The following is a 20,618-nucleotide window of genomic DNA, read 5'->3' as shown; positions in this document are numbered from 1 at the left end:
GCCTGGCAAAGCGAAGCCGGTGGGGGCAATGGATTTCCCCCACCGGCTCGACGTCGCGCTTCGGGTGTTACTCCGCGGCGGCCGGGGCCACGACGGGCTCGGCGACCACGGGCACCACGCCTTCGGTGGCCAGGGCCTCGCGGTTGCGCTTGGCGCGCTTGCGCAGGTAGGCGACCGTCTCGTGGATGGCGGTGATCGAGACCGCGATCCCGAAGCCGAGGAGCAGGCCCTTGATCGGGTCGCCTTCGACGGCGTGACCGGCGAAGAAGCCGATCCCGGCGGAGTAGACGCCCCACGAGATCGCCGCGATCGAGTCGAAGAAGGCGAACTTGCGCAGCGGGTAGCCGACCGAGCCGGTGATGAGGGTCGTCGCGGTGCGGCCGCCGGGAATGTAGCGGGCGATGATGAGGACCAGGCCGCCGCGTTCGGCGAGGGCGTTCTCCGCCCAGTCGAAGAGTTTGGCCTTCTTCGTGCCCGGTTTCATCTTGCGGCGGATCCCGCCGCCCGCCGTGCGGCCGATGAAGTAGGAGATGTGGTCGCCGGCGAACGCGCCCGCCGCGGCGACGACGATCGCCAGCCACAGGATCGGCTTGCCGGTGGTCGAGGCGTAGACGCCCGCGGTGATCACGGCCGTCTCGGCGGGGACGATCGGGAAGAAGCCGTCGAGCAGGGCGATCGTGAAGATCCCGAGGTAGATCCATGGAGAGCTCATCAGCTCTTCCATGAACTGCATGATGTTCTGGGTCATCGAGGCGGGCCAATCGTCGGGGTGCGGCGTCTCCAATACGGTAAGCGCCCCTCGCAACCGCCCGCATGGGCCCGAGGTCTGATCTTTCCCCTTACTTCCGTCAGGGGGGCTCCATCTAGGGGACCCGAGGGTCCGCACTCCCGGCACGAGCGCGGACCCCGGGCGTCTAGGTGGAGCGGCCGGGCGAGCGCGAGGTCACGGCGCCCCGAGGAAGGACGGGAGGATGTTGACGTCCTCGGCCTTCACGAACATGATGCGGTGTCCGAGCTGGATCTGGTAGTACCTGGTGTCGCCGTCGACGACGACGTTCGGTCCCGCCAGGGTCTGTGCCCAGTAGTACTCGGTCTGGGGCGAGAAGTCGCCCAGGGTGTAGCGCTCACCGGCGTTGAGGACGTACGGCAGCGGGGTGAGCTCCTGGTAGGGCACGCCGGTGCCCTCGTAGGCCGCGGCTTCCGGCAGCGCCCGCCCGTAGACCGGCACGTTGACCTCCCCGCGCTTCGGCGTCACGACCAGGCCGAGCGTCGGGGTCGCGACCGGATTGCTCGCGGGGTTGTACATCCAGCCCTTCTGGCCGAGGTACCAGATCGCCAGCCAGTCGCCTTGACGGTCGGCGACGGCGTACTGCTGGCCGGTGGCCACGCGACTGCCGTGGTCGCTGACCTGCCGGGTGGCGCGACTGCCGTCGGGACGCATGCCCCGGTCGTAGAGCAGGGGCGCGTCGAAGCTCGGCTCGCTGTACAGGAAGACCGTGCTGGAGGCGCGGTCCGGGCAGGGCAGCGCGGGCTGCTTGGAGTCGCAGCCGATCATGGCCGGGCGGTTCGCGGTGAAGTCGGGGTCGATGGTGACCATGCCGGAGTGCTTGCCGCCGAAGGAGCGGAAGGGCGCGCCGAGCAGGTCGAAGTAGTGCGACCAGTCCCAGTAGGGGCCCGGGTCCCAGTGCATGCCGGGGACCTTGGCCGGGCTGATGCCGGGGACGTTGTCGTGGCCGATGATGTGGGCGCGGTCGAGCGGGATGTCGTAGCGGTCGGCGAGGTAGCCGACCAGGCGCGCCGAGGTCCGGTACAGGGACTCGGTGTACCAGGCGCCGTTGGCGGCGAAGCCCTCGTGCTCGATGCCGATCGAGTGCGAGTTGACGTACCAGTTGCCGGCCTGCCAGGCCACGTCGGTGGGCTTGACGTGCTGCGCGGTGTGGCCGTCGGTGGAGCGCATCGTGTACTGCCAGGAGACGTAGGTCGGATCCTGGACCATGTCGATCGCCGTGTGGTAGTAGCCCTCGATGTCGTGGATGACGATGTACTGGATGTCGAGGTCGTTCGGGCGGTCGGCCTTGTCGTGGTTGCCGTACTGGTTCGGGGCCGGGCCGTACTGCTCGTAGGGCGCCGGGATCCACTCGCAGCCGAGGGAGCGGGGGCAGTCGGTGCGGGTGCCGTCCTTGGTCGGGCGCAGGCCGAGCGCTTCGAGCTGGCCCGCGGCGGGCGCCAGGTCCGGGTCGGCGGCCAGCGTCACCTCGCCGCCGTCGGTGGACTCCACCGCGCCGGAGCGGATCGTGGCGAAGACGTCGTCGGCGAAGCGTCCCGCCGTGCCGAGGTCGGCGGCGCCGCTGTACCGGGCCACGGCGCCGTACCAGTCGCCGGGGGCGTCGCCGTCCACGCCGAGGACTCGCTGGTGCTCGGCGAGCAGGGCCGCGCCGCCGCGGATGTTCTGGGCGGGGTCGGTGCGCAGGGTCTGCTCGTCGACGCCGGTCAGGGCGGCGGCGGTGTCGAGGGTCTGGAGGGACGCCTCGGTGGGGGCGTCGGGCATGGGCGCGAGCTCGGGGGCCGGACGGCTGTCGTCGCCGCGCGGGTCCTCGGTGCCGTCGTCGTGGTGGGTGCCGTCCTCGGTGGCGACGGCGAGGGCGTCGGTGAGGTGCATCGGGCCGAAACCGGCGCCGGTGCTGGGATCCCCGGCGTGGTCCTGCCAGCGGGACTCCAGATAGGACACACCGAGGAGGATGCTCTCGGGGATGCCGAACTCGGCGGCCGCGGCGGCGTACTCGGCCTGGCGGCCGGTGACCGGGTCGGCCGCCGCCGGAGCGGCGAGGGCGGCGAGGCTCGCGGCGAGGAGCACGGCGGCGGTCGAACCCGCGGCGAGCCCGCGTCCGCCCGGGGGTCTGCGGAAGGCGCTCATGGTTCCCCTGTTCGTTAACGGTTGGGCCATGGCCGCACTTTATCTACATCGGAGCCCGCTGGGAAGAAGGAAAACTACGCGGGATGGGGCGGACGGCGGATTCGTGCCCGCTCGCCCGCCCCGGGCGTTCAGCGGCGCAGGGTGAGTTTGCCGCCGGGGGCGGCCAGCAGGGCCAGGAGCATGACGGCCGCGCCGATCCCGCCGACCCAGGCCAGCACCGAGCCGGTCGCGCCGGAGGCGGCCTCGGCGAGACCTCGCGCGGGGGCGATGTCCTCGACGTCCTGGATGTACAGGGTTCCGGCGAGCGCGAGGGCGACCGAGCCGCCGATCTGGCGGAAGAAGGACAGTTTGCCGGTGGCCAGGCCGATGTGGCGCGGTTCGACGGTTCCCTGCACGGCGATGGTCAGGCCGGACAGCATCGGCCCGACGCCGAGTCCGATGACGGCCATCCAGATCCCCGTTTCGAGCGGGGAGGTGCCGTGCTCCAACTGTCCGAAGAGGACGGTCCCGGCCAGCAGCAGGACGGCCGATCCGGCGAGCAGGGCCTTGTAGCGGAAGGTACGGGTGATGAGGATGCTGGCGCCCATGCTGCCGATGACCATCCCGATCATCATCGGGTAGACGCGCAGGCCGGAGTCGGTGGCGCTGACGCCGTGGGCGGTCTGGAAGAAGCGGGGCAGGAAGACCATCGCGGTCATCATCCCGAAGGCGCCGAAGAAGGAGGCCAGGTTGAAGGTCGTGTAGGCGCGGCTCTTGAACATTCCCAGCGGGATGAGCGGTTCGGCCACCTTGCGTTCGATCAGTACGAAGACGACCAGGAGCACCGCGGCGGCGGCGAGCGGTCCGGCGACCTGCCAGTCGCTCCAGTCGCGCAGTTCGCCGGTGCCGGCCTCGACGGCCGACTTCTGGGTGAGGCCGATGAGCAGGCCGGAGACGGCGAGGGCGAAGACGGCGATGCCGGCGTAGTCGACGCGGACCTTCACCGAGCGGTCCCTTGTGGACTTCGGCAGGGCCCAGAGCATCACGCCGAGGATCACGACGCCGACTGGCAGGTTGATCAGGAAGATCCAGTGCCAGGAGACGTTGTCGGTCAGCACGCCGCCGAGGTAGGGGCCGCCGATCATGCTCGCGCCCATCATGACGCCGAGCAGGCCCTGCATCTTTCCGAGCTTCTCGACCGGGATGAGGTCGGCGGCCAGGGCCAGTGAGAGCGGGATCAGGGCGCCCGCACCGAGTCCCTGTACCGCCCGGAAGGCGATGAGCCAGACCATGTCGGGCGACCAGGCGCACAGCGCCGAGCCGAGCAGGAAGAGCGAGAGGCCGGTCACCAGCAGGAACTTGCGGCCGTACACATCGGACAGCCGGCCGTAGATCGGCACGGTGATGGTGGAGGCGAGCAGGTAGGCGGTGACGGTCCAGGTGTAGAGGGAGGCGCCGCCGAGTTCCTCGACGATGCGCGGCAGGGCGGTGCCGACGATGGTGGAGTCGAGCAGGGCCAGGAACATGCCGCCGAAGACGGCGACGAGGAGCAGGCTCAGGTTCTTGACGGGCGGGCGCGCCGACGCCGCGACGGGGGGTGCCGTCTGTACGGACACGGGATTCCTCCATGAGACAGGAAGTTTTTGACATGTCGAGATTTACATGTGCACCATACATGTCAACTCCAACATGTCAAACCTTGCATTAGGATGGCGGTCATGTCACTGCGCATCGCCCTGCTCGGGCTCCTGGTGGAATCCGGGGCCGCCTCCGGTTACGGCCTGACGAAGCACTTCGAGCTGTCGGCCGGCAACGTCTGGCACGCCAAGCACAGCCAGATCTACCCGGAGCTGCGGAAGATGGAGGCCGACGGCGCCATCGAGACCGTCGAGGAGGGCGCGCGCGGCAAGCGGACCTACGACGTCACCGAGGCCGGGCGGGTCGAGCTGCGGCGCTGGCTCGTGGAGCACGAGCCCGAGCGGACGATCCGCAACGAGGCGAGCCTGCGAATGTTCCTGCTGCCGCTGCTCGGGCCGGAGGAGTCGGTGCCGCTACTGCGGGCGGAGGCGGCGATGTACACGACGCGGGCCAAGCGGCTGGACGAGATCTGCTCGCACATCGGCAACGACGTCAGCATGTACCAGGCGCGCATGGGCTACCACAACATGCGGGCCATGGAGGCCTGGGCGACCGAGACCGCCGACGCGATCGAGCAGAAGGCGGCCGGGGCCTGACGGGCCGCGCGCGGGGCGGCGCACGCGGCGGAACGGGCTAGGAAAGGTGCGACAGGACCTTGCCGATGGCGAGGTCGACGGCCGTACGGGACTCGTCGGTGTCATTGGTGTGGTCGAAGCCGTGGACCCCGTTGGGCACCTCGATCAGTTCGACGGCGAGCGGACCGCCCTCGGCCTCTTCCAGGAACGTCGCCTGCGCGGGGGCGAGGAAGTCGCGTTCGAGGCCCACGCGGGTGAAGACCAGCGGGATCGCCGGGGCATCGGCCAGTTCTTCGAGGGGATGGAAGCCCTCGGGCGGTTTCACGTCGAGGAAGGAGTCGAGCGCCGGGTAGGTCGCGCCGAGGACCTTCAGCCAGGACGGGCGGTCCCGCAAAAGCGGCGCCAGCATCGGGCCGCCTCCGGAGAAGACCCACACGGCGACGCGGTCGGCGTCGACGCGCTCGTCGGCGCGGGCGGCCTCGACGGCGTCGAGCACGTCGGCGTATGCCTGGGGATAGGCGTCGCCGCCGTGCAGGCGGTGGTCGACGGTCACGGCGGTGAAGCCGCGTGCGGCGACCTGGGCGCCGTAGCCGCGGTACACGTGCCAGTCACGCGGCGAGGCGGGCCAGGCGGGGTTGACGGGGCCGCCGTGGACGAAGACCACGAGGGGACGGGGGTGGTCGCTCTGGGGGTCATAGAGGTCCCAGTGCCCGTGCCGCTCGCGCGGCACCTCGGGGGTGTCGAGGACGAACGGGGCCACCCACGGGGGTTGAGGTTCGGTCATGTCTGAAACCTAGCCAGACCCGCGACCGTCGGCACACCCCCGAAGCCGAAGCGGACAAACGGGCCCTCATCGAGACATGCGAATTCGTCCCTGGCCCCGGTGCGGTAGCCTGCGCAGGGCGCAAAGGAGTTCGTCACTTGAGCAGTAATCTGTCAGCCGGTCCGGACATCTCCGGCTACCGAGACCTGCAGTTGATTGCCCATGGCAGCACGGCCCTCGTCTTCCGCGCCCGGCAGGAGCGCCTCGACCGCGATGTGGCCATCAAGGTCCTGAGCGTCGACGAGGTCATGACCACCCAGGCGTCGGTCGCCAAGGAACTGGAGACGACCGTCGCGCTGTCGGCGCACCCCCACATCGTCTCCATCATCGACACCGGCACCTCCGCGAGCGGCCAGCCCTACATCGTCATGGAGTACTGCGAGGGCGGGTCCTACTCGCAGATCCTCAAGGCGAACGGGCCGCTGCCCGTCAACGACGTCATCGAGGTCGGCGTCAAGATCGGCGAGGCCCTGCACGCCGCGCACTCCGTGTCGATCCTGCACCGGGACGTGAAACCGCAGAACATCCTGCGCACCAAGTTCGGGCCCGCGCTGGCCGACTTCGGTATCGCCCGCGCCGCCGACGACCTGGCCGCCACCGGCACCATCGACAAACTCACCCCGCTGCACTCGGCGCCCGAGGCCCTGCGCCGCGACGCCCAGTCGCCCGCCACCGACGTCTACAGCCTCGCCTCGACCATGTGGCACCTGCTCGTCGGGCGCGGGCCGTTCTCCTCACCGGCCGGCCGCACCGACCCCGACGAGTTCCGGCAGCGCGTCGAGTACTCCCTCGCGCCGTCCGTGCCGCGCTCGGACATCCCCGACTGGCTCCAGCACGAACTCGCCCGCGCGCTGGCCAAGGATCCGCAGGCCCGGCACCAGAGCGCCTTCGCCTTCGCCGAGGCGCTGCGCAGGCACTCCTACGGCGCCATCACCTCCACCTCGGTCGGTTCGGCCGCGATCCAGCCCCCGATGCCGGATCCCTCCGACGAACTGACCACCTTCGCGTTCCCTCCCTCGGGTAATACCGCGGCGGGGGTGAGTTCATCGCCGGCACCGATGACGCCCCCGGCACCCCCGCCGCTCTACCCGGCCACCGATCCCTTCGCCACCCCGGCCGCCTACACGCCGCCGCCGTCACCGCACTCGACGGCCGAGACCGTGCCGCTGCGGCTGCCGCACGGACAGCAACCCGTGTCGGCGCAGCCCTACACGCCACCGCACCCCGTGTCCGCGCAGCCGTACACGCCCCCGCCGGTGTCGGCGCCACCGAGCGATCCCTTCGCCGTGTCGGCTCCCCCGGTCTCCGCGCCGCCGCAGTACGCGCCGGCCCCCGGCCCGGGCCCGGCGCGGCCGGAGGGCAGGAGCCGCCTGCCGCTGATCCTGGGCGGCGGGGCCGGACTGCTGATCGTGGCGATCCTCGTCGTCGTCATCGGCTTCGTACTGCCGAACGCCGACAAGAACAACACGCCCGAGCAGGTCGACGGCACCGCCGACGTGACCATCGAGAACCCGCCGACCGACCTGGCGATCGTCTCCGACGACGGCAACGGCGTGACACTCCAGTGGGTCGACCCCTCGACCGGAACCCTGTCGTTCATCGTCTTCGGCGGCCGCCGGGGCACCGAACCCGGTGTCATGCAGGCCATCGAGGCGGGCACCACGACCGCGACGATCAGCGGACTGAACCCGGCGCAGAACTACTGCTTCACGGTCGGCGCGCTGTACTCGGTGGAGCTGGTCGCCAAGTCGAATCAGGTCTGCACCTCGCGCTGAGCCCACGCCGGATCGCGGCCCAGCCAGCGCAGGATCTCGTCGAGAGTGCCGTGCTCGATCGGCCCGAGCGCCGGCCGGAAGGCCGCACCGTCCCGCTGCCGGTTAGAGCCGTCCGGGACCGCCTTCGCGATCGGCAGCGCCACCGCGAGGACACCGGGCTCGAACTCGACGCGCTCGCCGATCGCGGCGGCCACGTCCCAGGAGTGGACGACGTAGTCGATCAGGTGGAAGCCGAGGGCCTGCGAGCCCGGGAAGGGCTCCTCGCGGAACTCCGGCAGCTTCCAGAGGCGGTCGACGGCACCGTCCTCGGCGACCGCGCGCAGGAGCGACCGCGCCGAGGTCTCGAAGGCCTTCCCGGCCGCGCCCTCATCGGCCGGAACCGGCCGCGGAGTCCACATCGAACGGTCGCTGACCTCGCCGAGGGCCGCGGCCGCGAAGCCGTCGTTCTGCGCGATCATGTGCGCGAGCAGCTGGCCGACATTCCAGTCGGCGCAAGGGGTCGGGAGGTCGAGGTGGGCCGACCGGACCTTGTGGACGGTGGCGACGGCCGTGTCGAGGACGGCGGCGTGGGTCTCGGTGAGGGATGGGGTCATGGGGGTGAGGGTAGCTTGGGCGGGTGCCCGACGAGCGCTTGAGCGAGATGATCCGCACCCACCTCTTCGAGACTCCGGACGAAGACTCCGCGCAAGCCCTGGCGGCCGACCTGGCACTGCGGGGGCACCGCTTCGTACGGTCCCACCCCCACGAAGGGCGCTGGCGACTGGAGTCCCTTGTGGACGAGGAGGCGCCCGGCCCCGAGGCCGAGTTCGGGCAGGCGGCCCACGAAGCCGCGGCCACCGGGGCGCTGGCCCGCGGCCACGGCGGCCATCGCAGGGGCGAGATGATCGCGCACCGGCGAACCGCCCTCATGCACCGCGAGGACGACGCCGACGACGCGGCTTCGGCGCGCGCCATCCGGCGAGAGGTCGTCGCACGATTCCCGGCGACGGTGAAGCCGCCCGAGCCGACGGACCCACTGGCCACGCGAGCCGGCTCGTACCGGCCGCTGTTCGAGGTCCTGCGAACGGTCGCGACGGCCGACTCATGGTGGCGCACCACCGATGCCGACGCCTTCGCCGGATCGAGCGAGACCGAACTGGTCTTCGAGCTGCACGACACCTTCATGCACCAGGGAAGCTGCTACGACCACACCGCCCGCGAAGTGCCCCTCATCGCCGCCTTGGCGGCACATGACGACGTGCGCCCGGCACTGCGCGCGACCCTCGTCGACTTCCTCTTCCTCGCCGCGACCGCCGGACGCAGGTTCGCCGCCGCCGACACCGACCGCCGCGACTCACTCGGCCTCTCCCAAGACGAGGACGCCGAGGAACGCTCAGCACGAGAAGCGGTCGAGGCGAGTGCACCCGCACTGCTCGCCCGCTGGGACGACGAGTCCGAGGCCGTGTGCTTCGCCCTCGCCCTGCTCGCCGCCGCCTGCCCGCGCCAAGGCCGACACCTCGCCGGCGAGATCACGGCCTGGGCCGAGTCCGAGGGCGACTCACCCCGCTCGACCATGCTCCGGCTGGCGGCGGCGCTCGCCGCTGACTCGCCCGAGCTCGAAGCCGTCCTCGCCGGAGCGCTCGCCGAAGGCTTCGGCCGGGCACCGGCGAATCCGGCGGAACCGGCGGAGGGGACGGCCCTCGGGCTGCTGGAGGAATGGGCCGAGCGGGAACTCTCGATGGTCCTGGAGACCCTCTAACCCCGCGCCCTCGGCAGCGGCGCGTCCCGCCAGAACAGCGGCCTGGGCGTCAGCGTCCACAGCACCCTGCCGAGCCACGACCGCGACCCGCGCAAGGCCGCCACGTACGCCTCGGCCGTCCGGGCCGCCGCCTCGGCGACGTCCTCCCGAACCGCGTCGGAGGCGAAGGCGACCTCGTTGATCGCGGCGACGAGTGCCCGCATGCTCGGAGCCTCGACGCCCTCGCGCGGTCGTACGGCTCCCACCGCGAAGTCGGCGACCTCCGTCGCCGTCAACGTCGGCGGCGGGCGCCTGCGCGCCAGCCGCAGCCCGTCGTGGACCTCCTGCCACGCGCCTCTCACCCGCGAGGCGGCGCTCCCGTGCCACAGTCGCCGCGACGTCTTCGCACGCTTCATCGCCAGGATCGTCACGACGACCGCGATCAGCACGACCAGCCCGCCGACGGCCCCGAACACCCAGCCCGGGATCCCGTCCTTCGCCGTGGCCGTCGCGCCCGGGTCGCCCGAGTCGTCGCCCGACGGGGGCGTCACCGACGGGTCGTCGTAGTCCTGCGGCGGCGCCGAACTCTCCGGCGGCTTCGACTCCTCCGGCGGCTTGATCTCGTCCTCGGGCGGCGTGATGTTCTGGTCGGGTTGCGGCATCGGGTCGAAGGGCACCCAGCCCGCGCCCTCGAACCAGACCTCCGGCCACGCCAGCGCGTCGGCGCCCCGGACGGTGTACTCACCGGCCTTGGCGTGGAAACCGACGGCCACCCGCGTCGGCAGCCCCAGCATCCGCCCGATCACCGCGTAGGTCGCGGCGAAGTGCTCCGAGGTCCCCTGCTGCCCGCCACCGCGCGGCGGCGCGCCGAGGAAGAACCCGAGGTTCGGCAGCGAGTGCCCGCCGGGCATGTCGGCCTTGAACGCGTAATGCGTCGCCATGAACTGCTCCAGCGTCGTCGCACGCTGGTACGGCCCGCCGCCCTGGTCCTCCAGGTAGGTCGCGAGGTCCGTCAGCTCCTTCGGGAGTTCCGGCGGGAGCGCCAGGAAGCGCGCGACCGACGGACCGCTGCCCGTCGACGCCGTCGCCAGCCGGTTCACCGGAATCTGCGGCTCGGCGGAGGTCACCGTGTACGTCTCGCCCTGCACGAGGCCCGTCGGGTTCATCAGCGTGCCGGTCTCCCGGTCGTAGGCCACGCGCATGCCCTCGACCCGGATCGGGTCGGCGACCGACGGCACCAGCCGCCCGGTCAGCTCGCCGATGGTGATCTTCTGCGTGACCTCCCGCGTCGGCGCCAGGGTGTTCACCGGCGGCGCCAGCACACGCCCGGCGGCCCGGTAGATCGAGCCGACCTTCCAGGTGATGCCGTCGTAGTCGTACATCACCGCCAGCCGCAGCCGCGCGTCCTCCGACAGGTTCGTGGTCAGCAGCGGCTGGTCGGGGTTCTGCGCCCACCCGGCGATGCGGATCAGCGGGTTGGCGTCGATGTCGTTGAGCTGCGGCGGCACGACGTACTGCCGCGGATCGCTCGGCGATCCGCTCACCGCGCCACCGGCGACCGGCCCGAGCACGGCGACGGCCCCGATCAGCACGGCCAGTCCCGCCGCGCCCGTCGTGATCGCGCGCAGGCGCACACTCCGGCCGCCCTGCTGCGTCGCGGTGATGGTCCCCTCGGGCACCGGCTCGATCGCCGACACCGCAAGGCCCAGCCCGGCGAGGCCCGCGAACGCCAGCGCGTACCAGATCAGCCCGGAAGCGTTCGGCCCGACGAGGTACAGCGAACCGCCGTACAGCACCATCGGGCCCAGATACCCCAGCAGCACCCGCCGGTAGCGGACGGCGAACTCGGTCGCGATCAGCCCGACCGCCCAGCTCGCCACGACCGGCACCAGCACGGTGTCGGGCTGCGGCTCGACCGGGATCATCGACGTCAGCAAGCGCGGCACACTGTTGCGGACCGCGTCGAGGTAGATGTCGGCGAGGGTGCCGCTGACCGTCGCGCGCCCGGCGGTCATCTGCACGCACAGGATCGTGTACCCGAACAGCAGCACGACCGTCAGCGGCGGCAGGAACACCGCGCTGCGGTTCCGCAGCAGCGTCCCGACCGCGACCGACCCGAGCGCCGCGCCCGCCACCAGGTACAGCAGCAGCTCGTTGACGTAGATCCGGCCGAGCGCTCCCCCGGCCAGGGTGATCATCCCGACCAGGGTCAGCGGCACGATCAGCAGCCGCAACCGGTTCACCACGCGCCCGCCCCGTGCCAGGCCGCGGCGAACTCGCGGCCGTCGGCGGCGCCGAGCACCGGGAAGCCGCCGACGGTGCCGTGCCCGGGGTTGCCGGGCCCGAGGACCGCCGCGAGGATCGCCGGATGCCCGCCGCGCAGTGACGCCAGCTGGGGCGTCTCCAGGGGCCGGCCGGACCCGGTGAGGTAGATGAGGGTGTCGCCGAGGCGCTGGTGGCGCAGGCGGTTCACGGTCTCGTTCAGCGCGTCCTCGTCGACGGTCAGCTCGGCCTCGGAGAGGGCGTCGAGGTAGTCGTCGCGGCCGCCGGTGACGATCGTGCGGCCGCTGGTCAGGGTCATCGCGACCGACAGTCCTTCGCGCAGGGCCGCGACGACGACCGACGCGGCGGCCTCGCAGGCCGTCTCGAAGCCGTCGTGGCGGTAGGACTGGGCGCGGTCGTCGAGGAGGACGACGATGTGCGGCAGCGAGGTGTCCATGTGCTCGCGGATCATCAGGTCGCCGATGCGCGCCGAGGTCCGCCAGTGGACGTGGCGCAGGTCGTCGCCGACGACGTACTCGCGCAGCGCGTGGAAGGTGAGGCTGCCGTGCTCGATGCGGTCGATCTGCCCGTCCATGCTCCGGGCCACGCCCTGCGGGGACGTGTACAGGGGATGCACGACCGGGTGGACCCACACCGTTCCCGGATCGCCGTAGCTGCGCGCGAGCTTGACCAGCCCGAGCGGGTCACGGCGGCCCACCGTGAGCGGCCCCAGCCGCATGACGCCCCGGCGCTCGGTCGGGACGCGGTAGTCGACGGTCGCCTCCTTGCGCGGCCGTACCCGGTGCAGCGGGACCGGCACGCGCATCCGGTCGCAGATGTCGTGGGCGACCATGCTCACCGCCCGCAGCTTTCCGTCGTTGCGGACCGTCAGGGTCACCGTGCAGGCCTCACCGCGCTCGACGCGCTCGGGTTCGATACCGCGCGTGACGGTCAGCTTCGGCCGCCAGCCCGCCACCAGCAGCGCGACCAGGAACGCCGTCACCGCCGCCGTGCCGATCGTGGCCGGTTCGGGGTAACCGAGCCAGAAGCCCACGCCGAGCAGCACCGCGCCGGCCGCCGCCATCCCCCACCCTCGCGACGTCACCATGGGAGCACCTCACGTGATCGACATCGGACAGGCGGGACCGTGGACGCGACGGCGTGGTGTTCCATGCTGTGCGATCAGGCGTTGGCGGGAACGGGGACGGGGACCTGGGCGGCGATGCGCTCCAGGATGTCGGCGGCGTTGGCACCGCGCATGGCCGCGTCGGGCGCCAGCACGAGCCGGTGCCCGAAGACGGGGAGCAGCAGGGCCTTGACGTCCTCGGGGACGACGTAGGTCCGCCCCGCCGACAGCGCGTAGACCCGCGCGGCCCGCGACAGCGCGATGACACCGCGCGGGGACACGCCGACGCGCACCTCCGGCAGGTCGCGCGTGGCCGCGGCCAGCCGCACCAGGTAGGTGTACAGCGGGTCGGCGATGTAGGTCCGGCGGGCCTCCTGCGCCATGAGCGCGACCGTCTCGGTGTTGACGACCGGCCGCAGGTCCTCCGGCGAGCGGTGCGACGCGCCCCGCAGGACCTCGATCTCGACGTCCTCCGAGGGGTACCCGACCGAGAGCTTCATCAGGAAGCGGTCGAGCTGCGCCTCCGGCAGCCGGTAGGTCCCGTCCATCTCCACCGGGTTCTGGGTGGCGACGACCAGGAACGGCTGCGGCACCGGGTGGCGCGTGCCGTCGACGGTCACGTACCGCTCCTCCATGACCTCCAGCAGCGCGGCCTGGGTCTTCGGGGAGGCGCGGTTGATCTCGTCGGCGATGACGATGTTGGCGAACACCGGGCCGGGGTGGAACTCGAACTCCCGGCTGCCCTGGTTGAAGATCGTCACGCCGGTTACGTCGGAGGGCAGCAGGTCGGGCGTGAACTGCACCCGGCGCCACAACCCGTGCACACTGGCCGCGATGGCCCGCGCGAGCGTCGTCTTACCCGTGCCGGGCACGTCTTCGAGGAGGACGTGCCCTTCGGCGAAGAGCGCGACGAGCGCCAGCCGCACGACCTCGGGCTTGCCCAGCACGATCTGACCGATCTGCTGGGACAGCCGGTCGAACAGATCGGCGAAGGACTGCGCCTCCTGCGGGGAGAGTGGGTGACTCAACTAAGACCTCCTGCTAACAGTTCGCCAGGAGACCAGTGTTATCGCCCGAGTCGAGGTTGAACCAGGCCCACGGGATGTAAGAACCGTTACTCAACTTGATGAAGACGGTGCTCTGCTTGTCGTTGTTGTAGTTGTACGCGTAGACGTTGTCGCCCTCGTCCGCCTTGCAGACGGCGGTGCCGCGGTCGCCGTTGTACATGGTCCCGGTCTTGGAGTAGCTCTGCTTCGGCCCGGAGTAGATCCGGATGCCGGTGTTGCAGTACACCGCGGTGTCCCCGCTGCCGTAGTTCACGCAACGCGTGACACCACCGAGGTCGTTGGTGTTGACGTTCTTCTTGTCGGTCGCCGAACCGGCGGCGTTCGTGACGGTCACCACGGCCTCGAAGGACGAGGACGCGGGCAGCCCGCCGAGGGTGATCGAGGAGCACCCGCCGTCGACGGACTTGCCGCCGGCCGAGAGCTTGCACGTCGCCTGTCCGCCGCCGTCGTTGGCGCTGAAGTTCACCGTGATCGAGTTCGTCGTGGCGCTGTGGTTGCCGACGCTGACCGTCGGCTTCGACATGGCCTGCGCGGTCGTCGAGGCGGCCTCGCTCTCACCGGCCTCGTTGATCGCGACCACGTCGACCTGCACGGTCGCGCCGTCGCCGATGCCGCCGATGTCGGCCGAGGTGCCCGTGACGGTCTGCGAAGCGCCGTTGGCGGTCACCTTGTAGCCGGTGATCGGGCGTCCGTTGTCGGCCGGGGCGCCCCAGGTCGCGTGCACGGTGCCCTTGGCGTTGGCCGTGGTCGCGGTCAGGTTCACCGGCTTGTCCGGCTTGGTGAAGGGCACGACCGTCGCACTGACCGCCGACGGGTCGGAGGCCGCGCCGCTCTCGGCGATCGCCGTGACGGTGAAGGCGTACTGCTGACCGTAGGTCAGGTCACCGGCGGGAACGGTCATCGTGGTCTCGTCGCCGACCTCGCCGACGGGCTGCGAAGCGCCGCCCGCACCGATGGAGTCGACCTTGTAGCCGGAGATCTTGTTGCCCTGGCCGTCGGCGGCGGGCCACTGGATCGCGACGGTGCCGTCGGGGTTGGCCGTGGCGGTCGGCGCGCCGGGCGCGTCGGGGACCTCGGCGGTCGGGACGACCGGGTTCGCCGCGCCCTTCGGGCCCTCGCCCTTCTTGTTGATCGCGTACACCGTGAGGTTGTACTCGGTGCCGTTGTCCAGCCCGGGGATCTTGAGGACCTGCTGGTTGCCGGCCACCTCGAAGGTCTTGTCGAGCGCGCCCTCCACCACGTACTTCGTGATGGCCGCGCCGTTGTTGGGGGCGGCGTCCCAGCTCAAGGTCGCGCTGCCGTTGCCGGGCGTGGCGCGCACGTTGCGCGGCGCTCCGGGCGGGGCCTCCTTGGGCTTGGGCGGGTCGGCCTCGACCTTCTCCTCCGGCGGGATGTCCGCACCGAGGATGCCCCCGACGCCCTTGTCGACCTTCTTGACCTTGTGGTTCTCATCGACGACGAGCGCGTTCTTGGTGTACGGCGCGTTGATGAACAGGTGGCCGTCGCGGGTCTGCATCTCGATCAGGCCGTCTCCGGCCGCGATCTCGATCTCGTCGACGACCTTGCCGTCCTTGTCGAAGACGTAGACCGTGTCGGTGGCGTTGTCGGCGACGTAGATGCGTCCCCACCACTCCATCGCCGCGCCGAGTTCGGCGCCCTCACCGGGCACCGCGTAGTCCTTGACGGATTCACCGTCGACGGCGAAGACGTGCCGGCCGTCGGTGACCGTGATCGTGGCGATTGTCGAGTCGGTGCTGGCGGGCATGATCGCCATGCCGTTGAGCGGGACGGCGACGTTGCGCACGTCGTCGGCTCCGTAGACGGTCGTCAGCGTCGCGCCCGTGGTGTCGAGCACGGCGACGCCCTCGCGGAGGACGGAGATGACCAGCTCGTGGCTGGGCTCGGCGACGCCGATCGTGTTGTCGACCTTGGCGTTGGCGCCGTTCTCGCCGGGCGTGATGCCGACGAGCGTGCCCTCCTTGGGAACCGCGAACCAGAGCTTGCCCTCGTTGTCGAAGACACCGCCGGTCAGGCCCGCCGCGAAGCGCAGCGGCTCGCCGATCGGCGTGAGGGTCTTGGCGTCGACCTGGCGCACCACGCCCTGGACGGAGTCGACGATGAACGCCTTCCCGTCGTGCAGCGCGACATTGATGCCCTGTCCGGGCGGCGTCTCGGCCGAGCCGGTCACCTGGAGCGTCGCCGGGTCGATGGCGTTGATCTTGCCCGTGTCGAGGTCGCGCAGCAGGATCTGCTCGTCGGTCTGAACGATCTCGACGTCGTGACCCTGCGCGTCCTTGAGCTCCTCGCGGATGTCGACCCGTCCGGTGTCACCGTTCACGTGCGCCATCTCGCCGGGCATGACCGACCACAACCAGGCGGCGGCGTCGTGCGTCGCGACGGCGGTACTGAAGAACCCCGTACCGAGCAGTGTCGCGACGATCGCGGCGATGAGCGCCACGGTGGTGACGAGGCTGATGACCGCGCCCTTGCTCTTCAGCTTCCGAACGGCTGCACCTGGCATGGTGGGCTGTCCTCCCCAGGACTCCGCAGGTACTACTCAACACAGACCTCGCGCAGCCTACTGGGGTCCGGCAAGGCCTCGCCAGTGCTCGATCACCGGAACGCCCGACCTTTACCGAACTGTGCCCCTTAGCTCCTCTTCCAGGGCCACGACCTGGCCTATCACCACGGTGGCGGGCGGTCGCAGCTCGTGTTCGCCGAGTGTGCCGAGCGTCGCGCGGACCACTTCCTGTCGCGTCGTCGTCGCATCGGCGATGACGGCCGCGGGGGTGTCGGCGTCGCGGCCGCCGTCGATGAGGGCGGCGGTGATCGCGGGCAGGTTCTCGATGGCCATGAGGAGGACGAGCGTCCCCTTCATGCGGGCCAGCGCCGGCCAGTCCACGAGCGACTTGGGGTGCCCGGGCGGAACGTGCCCGGACACGACGGTGAAGTCGTGCACGACCCCGCGGTGCGTCACGGGGATCCCGGCGGCCGAGGGCGCGGCGATCGCGCTGGTCACGCCCGGTACGACCGTGACCGGGACGCCCGCGGCGGCGCAGGCGGCGACCTCTTCGCCGCCCCGGCCGAACACGAACGCGTCGCCGCCCTTGAGGCGCACGACGTCGAGCCCCTGCAGCGCGCGCTCGACGATGAATGCGTTGATCTTCTCCTGGGCGGCGTAGCGGCCGTAGGGGATCTTGGCGGCGTCGAAGATCTCGACGTCCGGCCGCAGCTCGTCGAGCAGCAGGTGGGGCGCGAGCCGGTCGACGACGACCACGTCGGCGACGGCGAGCGCCCGCCGGCCCCGGACGGTGATGAGTTCGGGGTCGCCGGGCCCGGCACCGACGAGCGTGACGCGGCCCTGTTTGGGAGCATCGCGGAAGGCCTTGCCGGTGAAGGTGCCGTCGGCGAGTTTCTCGGCGATGTCGTCGCGCAGGCGCGCGGCCCGGCGCGGGTCGCCACCGCCGAAGGCGGCGACGGTGACCTCGCCGTGGCGGGCGACGGCGGGCGTGTGCGCGGTGGCGGCCTCACCGTCGTCGGCGCGGACGCAGAAGACGCGTTCGGCGTCGCAGCGGGCCGATATCTGGGCGTTCACGCCGGGTTCGTTCGTGGCGGCCAGGACCAGCCAGGCCTCGTCGACGTCGGAGGGCTCGAAGGGCCGGCCGTGCCAGCCGATGCGGCCCTTGTCGGCGAGGTCCTGGAGCGCGGGTGTCACGACCGGCGAGACGACGTCGACGTGCGCGCCCGCGGCCAGCAGCGCGGGGACGCGCCGGGTGGCCAGCACGCCTCCCCCGACGACGAGGACCCGGCGACCCGAGAGGCGGAGTCCGAGAGGGTAGAGGCTCACAGTTCTTGAGGGTAGTCGCCGGGGAGATCTTGGGGTCGGGACCGGGGCGCGGGCGTCCCACGGCACGGGCGGGGGTCCGGTTTCAGTCCTCGGTCTCGCGGACGTCTGTTCCGTGCTCGGCGAATTCCTTGAAGTCCCGCATGTGCTGTCGCGACTGCTCGCGGAAGGTGCCGGGCATCAGGAGCCCCACCAGTCGCATGAGCACGCCGCCGAAGCGGAACTCGTTCTCGCTCTCCCACAGCGTCGTCTCCGGGCCGGCCTCGGTCAGCCGGTCGCGCACGGCGTTCCACATGCCCTGACCTTCGATCTCGCGCTCGAAGTGGACGGCCTGTTCCCGTGGGATCTCGCGCAGGTCCGCCGGTTCGCGGCGGGTGATGGTCTCGGTGGCCTCGAACCGCTGCTTCCCCATCCGCATCACGACCCGCGACGTGGTGCCGACCTGCCCGTGTTCCCCGCTCAGCGCTTCGTGCAGCACCAGCCCGCGCAGCCACTTGGGCATGTGCGCCGGGTCGGCGAGCAGCTGTACGGCCTTCTCACGCGGCAGGGCGAGCTCGATCGAGACGGTGTACTTCATGGTGGAGCGCTCCGGGTTCCGGCTGAACGGCGTGGACGTGCGGTCCGGCCTCACACTATGCGGTCGTGCCGACGATTCCGCCGGTCCGGCCGAAGGCACGCCACCTCACACGGCCGGGGGCCGCGGCTTCCGCCGCGGCCCCCGGCCGTGTGTCAGCTCGCTAAACCTCTGCCGTAGGAGATCCACCGGTTGGGTTTCTTGAACTTCTTCGGCGGTCTGTCGTCGGCGTTCTGTTTCAGTACCGCCGAGGCGGTGTCGATGGGTTTCATCGAGTTCCCGTCGCCGACGGCGTGGAACGGGTTGTCCGGGTCGGCGATGAAGCTCGCCGCCGCCAGGTACGGGGTGAAGCCCACGAACCAGGCCGCGCGCGTCTCGTCGGTCGTACCGGTCTTGCCCGCGACGGGCGAGCCGACCTTCGGGTACACGCTCGGCGCCGTGCTCCACGGTCCGCAACCGCCCTTCGAGGCGCCGTAGCCGGTGACGCAACGGGCGGCGTCGGTCGCGGCCCTGGCCACCTGTTTGTCCAGTTCACGGTGGCATTTCGGGGATCCGGCGTCGAGTTCCCGGCCCTGCGAGTCGATGATCTTCAGGACCGGCGTGGCCTTGCAGTAGATCCCGTCGGCGGCGACCGTCGCGTAGGCGTTGGCCATCTCCAGCGGGGTCGTGTCGGCGACGCCGAGGGTGAACGAGCCCCAGCCCGAGGAGCGCGCGGGGTCGGCGAAGTACTTGTCGGTCGAGCTGCGCCAGCGCAGTCCGAGCCGCTCGGCCATCTTGACGACCTTGTCGGCCCCGACCTGCTGGATCAGCTGCGCGAAGTAGGTGTTGACCGACATCCCGAAGCCCGACCACATCGTCCGCGAACCGGCCATGCCCTTGCTGGCGTTCGACGGGCACCACAGGCCGCCGCACGACGCCGGGCCCGACGCCACCGGGTACTTCGTGACCACCCGGTTCGGGGACTGGATCGTGTGGTTGAGTTTCATGCCCGAGTCGAGCGCGGCCAGCATGGTGAACATCTTGAACGTCGAACCGGCCTGGTAGCCGGCCAGATCGCCGCCGCCCATGAGCGGGTTGACGGTGTTGGGATAGTTGCCCTTGACGCCGTCTGCGCGGGCGACCGGGTTCGAGTGGTCGAGGTTCTTGCTCTGGTCGAGGCTGAAGCGGCGGTTCGTCGCCATCGCGGTGACCCGGCCCGTGCCCGGCTCGACCGAGGTCACGCCGATGGCGAACTGGCTGGTCTTGCGCTCCGACTTGTCGACTTCCTTCTGCGCGGCCTCCTGCGTGTCCGGGTCGAGGGAGGTGATGACGGTGTAGCCGCCCTGCCGGAGGTTCGTCTCACGCTCGCGCGGGGTCTCCCCGAAGGCCTTCTGGCCGCGCCACCAGTGGCGGACGTAGTCGCAGAAGAAGCCGTAGCCCTTGTCCTTCTTCTTGGGGATCATGCAGGAGTTGACCGGGTTGCGCAGCTTCAGTTTGATCTTCTCGGCCTTGATGACCTCGGCCTCGGCGGCCGGGACGTAGCCCAGCTCGACCATCTGGTCGATGACGTAGTTGCGGCGGTTGGTCGCCGCCGACTTGTCGGTCACCGCCGGGTCGTAGGACGACGGCGCCTGCACCAGCCCGGCCAGCATGGCGGCCTCGGGGAGGGTGAGGTCGCGCGGCGACTTCGAGTAGTAGATGTAGGCGGCGGCGTAGATGCCGTAGGCGTTGTGGCCGAAGTAGACCTGGTTGAGGTAGCGCTCCAGGATCTCGTCCTTGGTGAGCTCCTCCTCGATCTGCACCGCCAGGCGCATCTCGCGGATCTTGCGCTCACTGGTGCGGTCGGTCGCGGCGAAGACCTCCTCGTCGCTCTTCGCGCTCTGTTTCAAGGCGCCGCGGACGTACTGCATGGTCAGCGTCGAGGCGCCCTGGGAGACCTCGCCCGCGCTGTGGTTGGCGGTCATGGCGCGCACGATGCCCTTGAGGTCGACGCCGTTGTGCACCCAGAAGCGGGAGTCCTCGCTGGACACGATCGCCTGCTGCATGACAGGCGCGATGTCCGAGAGCGGGACGTAGCGGCGGAACTCGTCGTAGAACATGCTGAGCAGCGTCTTGCCGTCGTTGGCGTACACGTACGTCGTCTGCGGCGGCGGGTCCATCGCGAGGGACTCGGAGACGTTCTGCAGGTCGTCCACACTGGACTTGACCGTCAGCCCCCCGAGCGCCACCAATGGGAAGAGCATCACCGCGACCAGCAGTCCGGCGATCACGCCGACGCGCACCAGACTGCGAAGACCGAGTGCCGCTCCCCTTGCGCCTTGCCGAATCCCCTCCAGCGTCACAGG

15 protein-coding genes are annotated in these 20,618 nt (G+C 70.7%); 3 read left to right on the top strand and 12 right to left on the bottom strand.

Features of this window, described 5'->3' with window-relative positions; genetic code table 11:
• Positions 1–67 precede the first annotated feature (67 nt).
• From HNR73_RS29270 to HNR73_RS29260, 3 genes are all read right to left on the bottom strand, one after another.
• Positions 68–748, bottom strand: a complete 681-nt coding sequence (locus HNR73_RS29270) for a DedA family protein (RefSeq protein ID WP_184790899.1) — start codon at positions 746–748, stop codon at positions 68–70.
• Between the two features lie 195 nt (positions 749–943).
• The gene (locus HNR73_RS29265; protein WP_239122159.1) at positions 944–2,944 is read right to left on the bottom strand and encodes an N-acetylmuramoyl-L-alanine amidase; all 2,001 of its coding nucleotides are present in this window, start codon (positions 2,942–2,944) and stop codon (positions 944–946) included.
• Between the two features lie 98 nt (positions 2,945–3,042).
• On the bottom strand, positions 3,043–4,509 hold the full coding sequence (locus tag HNR73_RS29260) for an MDR family MFS transporter (protein WP_203686338.1): 1,467 nt from the start codon (positions 4,507–4,509) through the stop codon (positions 3,043–3,045).
• 102 nt (positions 4,510–4,611) lie between these two features.
• Here HNR73_RS29260 and HNR73_RS29255 point away from each other — a divergent pair, with 102 nt between their 5' ends.
• The gene (locus HNR73_RS29255) at positions 4,612–5,127 is read left to right on the top strand and encodes a PadR family transcriptional regulator (RefSeq protein WP_184790898.1); all 516 of its coding nucleotides are present in this window, start codon (positions 4,612–4,614) and stop codon (positions 5,125–5,127) included.
• A gap of 37 nt (positions 5,128–5,164) precedes the next feature.
• Here the strand turns inward: HNR73_RS29255 and HNR73_RS29250 are convergent, their stop codons facing one another.
• Complete coding sequence (locus tag HNR73_RS29250; RefSeq protein WP_184790897.1) at positions 5,165–5,890, bottom strand: alpha/beta hydrolase; 726 nt, start codon at positions 5,888–5,890, stop codon at positions 5,165–5,167.
• Between the two features lie 137 nt (positions 5,891–6,027).
• On the opposite strand from HNR73_RS29250, the gene HNR73_RS29245 reads away from it, so the two are divergent.
• Positions 6,028–7,704: a protein kinase domain-containing protein gene (locus HNR73_RS29245; RefSeq protein WP_184790896.1), complete on the top strand. Its 1,677-nt coding sequence runs from the start codon at positions 6,028–6,030 to the stop codon at positions 7,702–7,704.
• On the opposite strand, the gene HNR73_RS29240 is transcribed toward HNR73_RS29245, so the two are convergent.
• Entirely contained in the window at positions 7,683–8,297 is a 615-nt protein-coding gene (locus HNR73_RS29240; RefSeq protein ID WP_184790895.1) for a TIGR03086 family metal-binding protein, read from the bottom strand. The genes HNR73_RS29245 and HNR73_RS29240 overlap by 22 nt on opposite strands.
• A 23-nt stretch (positions 8,298–8,320) precedes the next feature.
• On the opposite strand from HNR73_RS29240, the gene HNR73_RS29235 reads away from it, so the two are divergent.
• Complete coding sequence (locus tag HNR73_RS29235) at positions 8,321–9,442, top strand: hypothetical protein (protein WP_184790894.1); 1,122 nt, start codon at positions 8,321–8,323, stop codon at positions 9,440–9,442.
• On the opposite strand, the gene HNR73_RS29230 is transcribed toward HNR73_RS29235, so the two are convergent.
• The 7 genes from HNR73_RS29230 to HNR73_RS29200 all read right to left on the bottom strand — a co-directional run bounded on the left by HNR73_RS29230 (position 9,439) and on the right by HNR73_RS29200 (position 20,615).
• Positions 9,439–11,667, bottom strand: coding sequence for a transglutaminase TgpA family protein (locus HNR73_RS29230; RefSeq protein WP_184790893.1), 2,229 nt, complete (start codon positions 11,665–11,667; stop codon positions 9,439–9,441). The two genes, HNR73_RS29235 and HNR73_RS29230, sit on opposite strands and share 4 nt — an antisense overlap.
• The gene (locus HNR73_RS29225; RefSeq protein ID WP_184790892.1) at positions 11,661–12,791 is read right to left on the bottom strand and encodes a DUF58 domain-containing protein; all 1,131 of its coding nucleotides are present in this window, start codon (positions 12,789–12,791) and stop codon (positions 11,661–11,663) included. Before HNR73_RS29225 ends, HNR73_RS29230 begins: the two co-directional genes overlap by 7 nt.
• Before the next feature lie 74 nt (positions 12,792–12,865).
• Positions 12,866–13,837: an AAA family ATPase gene (locus HNR73_RS29220; protein ID WP_184790891.1), complete on the bottom strand. Its 972-nt coding sequence runs from the start codon at positions 13,835–13,837 to the stop codon at positions 12,866–12,868.
• 13 nt (positions 13,838–13,850) lie between these two features.
• Entirely contained in the window at positions 13,851–16,397 is a 2,547-nt protein-coding gene (locus tag HNR73_RS29215) for a fibronectin type III domain-containing protein (protein ID WP_184790890.1), read from the bottom strand.
• Positions 16,398–16,508: 111 nt separating this feature from the next.
• Positions 16,509–17,723 carry a uroporphyrinogen-III C-methyltransferase gene (gene cobA, locus HNR73_RS29210; protein ID WP_184790889.1) on the bottom strand — a complete coding sequence of 405 codons (1,215 nt, stop codon included), beginning with the start codon at positions 17,721–17,723 and terminating at the stop codon, positions 16,509–16,511.
• Positions 17,724–17,805: 82 nt separating this feature from the next.
• Positions 17,806–18,297: an SRPBCC family protein gene (locus HNR73_RS29205; RefSeq protein ID WP_184790887.1), complete on the bottom strand. Its 492-nt coding sequence runs from the start codon at positions 18,295–18,297 to the stop codon at positions 17,806–17,808.
• Between the two features lie 152 nt (positions 18,298–18,449).
• Entirely contained in the window at positions 18,450–20,615 is a 2,166-nt protein-coding gene (locus tag HNR73_RS29200) for a transglycosylase domain-containing protein (RefSeq protein ID WP_239122160.1), read from the bottom strand.
• Positions 20,616–20,618 lie beyond the last annotated feature (3 nt).

Origin of the sequence: Phytomonospora endophytica, from assembly GCF_014202425.1 — a bacterium.
Taxonomy (GTDB): Bacteria; Actinomycetota; Actinomycetes; order Mycobacteriales; family Micromonosporaceae; genus Phytomonospora; species Phytomonospora endophytica.
Note: the sequence above shows the minus strand (reverse complement) of the source record. Positions and strands in the feature narration are given on the sequence as shown.

Coding starts and splice junctions, on each gene's coding strand:
- HNR73_RS29270 (WP_184790899.1), bottom strand. CDS start 748: ATGACCCAGAACATCATGCAGTTCATGGAAGAGCTGATGAGCTCTCCA.
- HNR73_RS29265 (WP_239122159.1), bottom strand. CDS start 2,944: ATGGCCCAACCGTTAACGAACAGGGGAACCATGAGCGCCTTCCGCAGA.
- HNR73_RS29255 (WP_184790898.1), top strand. CDS start 4,612: ATGTCACTGCGCATCGCCCTGCTCGGGCTCCTGGTGGAATCCGGGGCC.
- HNR73_RS29250 (WP_184790897.1), bottom strand. CDS start 5,890: ATGACCGAACCTCAACCCCCGTGGGTGGCCCCGTTCGTCCTCGACACC.
- HNR73_RS29240 (WP_184790895.1), bottom strand. CDS start 8,297: ATGACCCCATCCCTCACCGAGACCCACGCCGCCGTCCTCGACACGGCC.
- HNR73_RS29225 (WP_184790892.1), bottom strand. CDS start 12,791: ATGGTGACGTCGCGAGGGTGGGGGATGGCGGCGGCCGGCGCGGTGCTG.
- HNR73_RS29215 (WP_184790890.1), bottom strand. CDS start 16,397: ATGCCAGGTGCAGCCGTTCGGAAGCTGAAGAGCAAGGGCGCGGTCATC.
- HNR73_RS29205 (WP_184790887.1), bottom strand. CDS start 18,297: ATGAAGTACACCGTCTCGATCGAGCTCGCCCTGCCGCGTGAGAAGGCC.